This is a genomic window from Candidatus Bathyarchaeota archaeon (genome assembly GCA_029882535.1).
Lineage (GTDB): Archaea > Thermoproteota > Bathyarchaeia > Bathyarchaeales > SOJC01 > JAOUKM01.
In genome coordinates this window covers 1-4,582 of sequence record JAOUKM010000060.1, presented here as the reverse complement: position 1 = coordinate 4,582, position 4,582 = coordinate 1, and the positions used below count along the sequence as shown (strand labels likewise).

General features: G+C 44.6%; 4 protein-coding genes. All 4 read right to left on the bottom strand.

The features are described 5' to 3' along the window. Positions 1–143: 143 nt before the first annotated feature. On the bottom strand, positions 144–2,942 hold the full coding sequence (alaS, locus tag OEX01_09365) for an alanine--tRNA ligase (protein MDH5449190.1): 2,799 nt from the start codon (positions 2,940–2,942) through the stop codon (positions 144–146). A gap of 152 nt (positions 2,943–3,094) precedes the next feature. Beyond that, on the bottom strand, positions 3,095–3,415 hold the full coding sequence (rpl12p, locus tag OEX01_09360) for a 50S ribosomal protein P1 (GenBank protein MDH5449189.1): 321 nt from the start codon (positions 3,413–3,415) through the stop codon (positions 3,095–3,097). A gap of 38 nt (positions 3,416–3,453) precedes the next feature. Then, the gene (locus OEX01_09355) at positions 3,454–4,332 is read right to left on the bottom strand and encodes a 50S ribosomal protein L10 (GenBank protein MDH5449188.1); all 879 of its coding nucleotides are present in this window, start codon (positions 4,330–4,332) and stop codon (positions 3,454–3,456) included. 12 nt (positions 4,333–4,344) lie between these two features. After that, the coding region (locus OEX01_09350) for a 50S ribosomal protein L1 (GenBank protein ID MDH5449187.1) at positions 4,345–4,582 on the bottom strand (238 nt) is incomplete at its 5' end.

The following is a 4,582-nucleotide window of genomic DNA, read 5'->3' as shown; positions in this document are numbered from 1 at the left end:
TGCCATTTGGCTTCGATTTGGTGTAGAAGTTCCATGAAAGTTTCTGGATTAGGCGGCGTAGTATTAAAGGTTTTGTCAGCATCTATCGAGGAATCGATCCCTCATTTCTTGCACCACTACACTAGTGGGATAGCGGCTTTTATTTATTTTGCCTTTTTCTTCAATTGATGTCTCAAGACTTCTTCGGCTTTTCGAATTGCATTATCTACTTTGGTGAGTTTTGTTCCACCGCCCTGAGCAAACTCCGCTCTGCCACTGCCTCCGCCGCCTACGATTTTTGCTGCCTCTTTTGCAACTTCACTTGCATTCACGCCTTTCTTGATTGCTGTTTTTCCAGCCATCACGACAAAGCGTGCGGTTTTTCCATTCTTTCCATAAAACAGTACAACAGTTGTCGAACTTTTTTTGATTAGTGCATCTGCCGTTTTGATCATGCGATCAATGTCTATTGGTTCAAATTCTCGTTTTATGAATTGTAATCCATTGATTGATTTTGTTTTTGTAGTTTCAACACTAGGAGCTGACAAAACGAGGCTTTCTTTTAGAGCGATCTCTTTTACTAATCGTTCTTTTTCGCGACGTGTTTCTTTCCATTCTTTGAGAAGTCGCTTTGTGGTTGGCAGAAGCTTTTCTAGTGGGGCATTTAACGTTTCCGAAAGCTTCCGAAGCAGTTCTTCTTTCTTCTGACTGGCTTCAACGGCGTAATGCCCGGTGCTGTAGACTATGCGTTCTACACCGTCTTGGATTCGTTCAGTGTGAAGAATCTTGATGAACCCTATTTCGCCCGTATTTTTTACGTGCGTGCCTGCGCATGCTTCAACTTCCCAATCGCCCACTTTGACTACGCGAATCTCTTTTCCAGGCACAGCACCACCCTGGTAGAGTCTAAAGCCATGTTTTGCTTCTGCTTCGTCTCGCGGTAGCCATCGGGTCTCCACCGGAATCATGTTAATTACCGCTTGATTTGCTAGGGCTTCGATTTTTTCTACTTCTTCTGGTGTCATTCGCTGATAATGGGAAATATCCAACCTTGCTTGTTCAACGTTTTTCTGAGTCCCTGTTTGCCAGACGTGTTGACCGAGAACTCTTCGTGCTGCTCCCATGATAAGGTGGGTGGCTGTGTGAGCCCTCATGAGATAGCTTCGCCTGTCCCAATCTATACGTCCCTTAACCGTTTCACCCTCTTTTGGCGCAGCGCCTTTCAAGACGTGGATGATGATTTTGCCAACTTTCTGAACATCCATAACCTCTGTTTTCTTTCCATCAAACTCTAAAGCCCCTTTGTCTGCTGGTTGTCCTCCGCCTTCTGGATAGAAAATCGTCTGTTTCAGAACCACTTGGTTGTTGTCTAAAACGCGTAGAACTTGGGATTTGAATTCGGTTAGATATGTGTTTTCGTAGTAGAGCATGCGGGTTTCGGGCAAGTCAGCAACCAACCCTAGTCTTTCGTCAGCGACTATTTCTTTTAGAGGCGCTTGAAGGTGCCGTTCAGCGACCATTTTGTAGAAGTTTTCAGGCGTCTTTGTCTTTATTCCCTGTTTGGCTGCGCTGTCCCGTACTGCTTCAGGTGGAAGACCGTGGGAATCGTAAAGCTCCAATAAAGTTTCGGTGGGAATTTTCCGTTTTCTTTTAGATTTCAAATCTTGCGCTATTCGCGTAACCAAGGCGTTGCCCCTCTTCAATGTTTGCTCAAACTTTTGTCTCTCCACCGAGAGCATCTCTAAAATCTCGACGCGCATCTTCTTTAGGTAAGGAAAATCCTTAGACCATTCATTGATTTGCAAGTCTATTATGTTGTCTAGGCTGTTTTCGATGCCTAAGGCTTTTAGCAGGCGGTAGGTGCGGCGAATCATTAAGCGAGTTAGGTATCCTTCTTGGACGTTTGAAGGCACAACTCCTTCTGCAAGCATGAAGGCTAAGCTTTTCGTGTGGTCTGTCACTGCAAAAGCATTCTCTATAGGTTGAAGGATTTCAGCTAGTTCAGCGGCGGTCATTCCAACATGTTCTGCTGCTCTATCCGACGAAATCCTGCTCTGGCCAGATTTTTCATGACTAAAAGCACCCGAAAACTTCGCCACTTCAGCTAATAGTTTAGAGTCTATATGTTCTACGTTCGCTATCTTAAAAATGGCATCTAAAACTGTTCCGTGGATTGCATGAAACCCGCTTATGGCGCCCTGCGATATCCACGTGTACCGTTCGATACCGTAGCCTGTGTCAACCGTTCGAATAGGCAACTTGATAAATTTGTTATGGACAACTTTGAACTTCATGAACACCAAGGTTGCCAATTCGAGTCCGCGCACAATTGTCTCTAAGTCAGGTCCCGCGTTTCCACCACCGCTCCACATGTCTTCTTTGTAATTTACCTCCTCAGAGGGTATCCCCAGCTCCTTCGTGACAAATTCGTGATGATACCTGACGGTTTCATCCTTCCAATAAACCTCCTTATCGGGATAATTGAAAGCGTGATGCCCTCCCATTTCAAAAAATGTGAGATGACGACCGAAGGTAGGACCTGTGTTGTCGATGTCGACTAGGCGAATGCAAGGCTGACTAATAACGAGAGGGTTTGCTGGCGGCGGAATTATACCGTTGGTTACGTATGGTTGGAAGTCAACTATGCTGGCGCTTGTAAGGTATAGGTCGTCTCGCCACCGCGCCACGACAGGGTAAGGCTTCATCCGTTTATGTCCACGTTTCTCAAAAAAAGACAAGAAGGTTTCTCGCATTTCGCGTAGACTGTAAGCCTTTCGGGTTGGTGGGTTGTTGATGAAAGCGTATAATGCGCATCCTTCTTGGCTGGCTTCTCCACAAGTTTCCATGTCTGAGACTTGTGTCCAAAAGTATTCGCCACATTTGGGGCACTGCTTCCTTACGTAGCCTTGTTCGTCAAAAAATGGAACATGATACTCTTCTTTTGGAAAGCGTTTTTTCTTCAACTTTAATCCCTCAAACTGAAAGTGAACTTCGTGACGCTTTCACATTAAGGTTTTAGGAATCATTTAAACTATGTGTGTGAAGAGCGGTTTCTGCATCAAATGTCCTAAAGTCACATAATGCAGAAGTAAAAAACAGAGAGTGAAGCAACTGTTTATCCGAATAGGGCTCCGAGTCCTTCAAGCGCTGCTTCTTCTTTCTCCTTCTCTTCCTCTTCGGTCCTTTTCTCTTCTTTCTTAGCTTCAGGCTTTGCCTCTGCGGTGGCAGGCGCGGCAGCTGCGGGTGCGGCGGCCATTACTGTTGGTGCAGTTTTTATAGCTTCTTCTATGTCGACTTCTTCTAACGAAGCAACTAGAGCTTTCACTTTAACTGAATCGGTGTTGATTCCTGCTGCCTTCAGCAGTTGCGTTATGTTTTCTTCGTTTATTGGTTTTCCAGCGTTGTGTAGGAGCAGCGCGGCATAAATGTATTCCATGTTCTTTTCACCTCTTACTTTTTCTACACTCTTCCTTTTCAACTTTTCTGAGCTGTTTTCTTAACCATATCTAGTTGAGTTTTTAAGCTTAACATCTGCGTGTAGGCTTTCCTTAAAATATCGACCATTGTCTCTTTTGTAGGTATGTCCTCGTTTACGCTTAGTCTGTAAGCATCTTGATGGGCTTTCTGAAGCAGAAACTCAATGTTCTCAGGCGTGATGTAAACACTATTTACCGAGAGATAGAAGGCATATCTATACGCTTCTTCAACAGTCTTTCTGAATTCGTCAATGTCTAAATGTAACTGCTCCTCGGTTATTATCGCTCCACCGTCATAAACCGTCTTTAACACAAGTCCAGCTTCAACCGGCTTTATGCCCAGCTTTGATAGCACAGCGGCTAAACGTTGTGAGATGGTTTCGCCTTGCTTTGCCACTAATGTATCCTTGTTAATCCAGACACTTCCCGACTCTATACGAGTCTTCAAGCCAACTGCGCCTAACTGGCTAATTATAGGCCCTGGCGGTTGTCCAGTGTTTCCTGCTGGAACGACAACGTCAAAAGCAGCGGTGTCGCCAGCTTTCGCTGTGGTTATCACTTTACTCTTTTCTAAGAGCAATACAAGTTTGAAGGGATTAAGGTTTGTGAACAAGTAAATTGTCGAACCGGTTAGGTGGTCTTCGAGTTTATCTAGGTTTGGATGGTTTTTGGCTTGGGTGATTGCACGTTTCATAAGTGTGTTTTTGATAACTCGAACATAGGCGTCGTTTTGCAGTTTTTTCCGAAGCTCTTGCAACTGGGCAGCACGCACTTTCTGCAGGCTAGCCAATGCAATGACTTTGTACTGTTGCATGATGTTTTCTATCTCTTCGATTTGTTTGGCTTTTTCTTGCAGTACCAAGCGCTGGTCAGTCATTGCAACTTCCTTCTACAGTTTGATTTTCACAGGCGAACCCATGGTAGTTTTCAGGTAAATTGTCGTAATGTTTTTGAGGCCTCTTTTAAGTCTTCCTTCAACTCTTCTCACCACAGCCATAACGTTTTCGGCGATTTCTTCGTCTTTCATGTCTTCCGTCCCTACAGCACATTGAAGAACGGGTTGACCTCGCAGTCGTACGTTTACGGTTTTTCTCCATCTTGCGATTTGTGCCTTAATGTTTGCTGTT

What these genes read in the sequence shown, in the direction of transcription:
- rpl12p (MDH5449189.1), bottom strand. Translation starts at nt 3,415, where the DNA reads ATGGAATACATTTATGCCGCGCTGCTCCTACACAACGCTGGAAAACCA.
- OEX01_09355 (MDH5449188.1), bottom strand. Translation starts at nt 4,332, where the DNA reads ATGACTGACCAGCGCTTGGTACTGCAAGAAAAAGCCAAACAAATCGAA.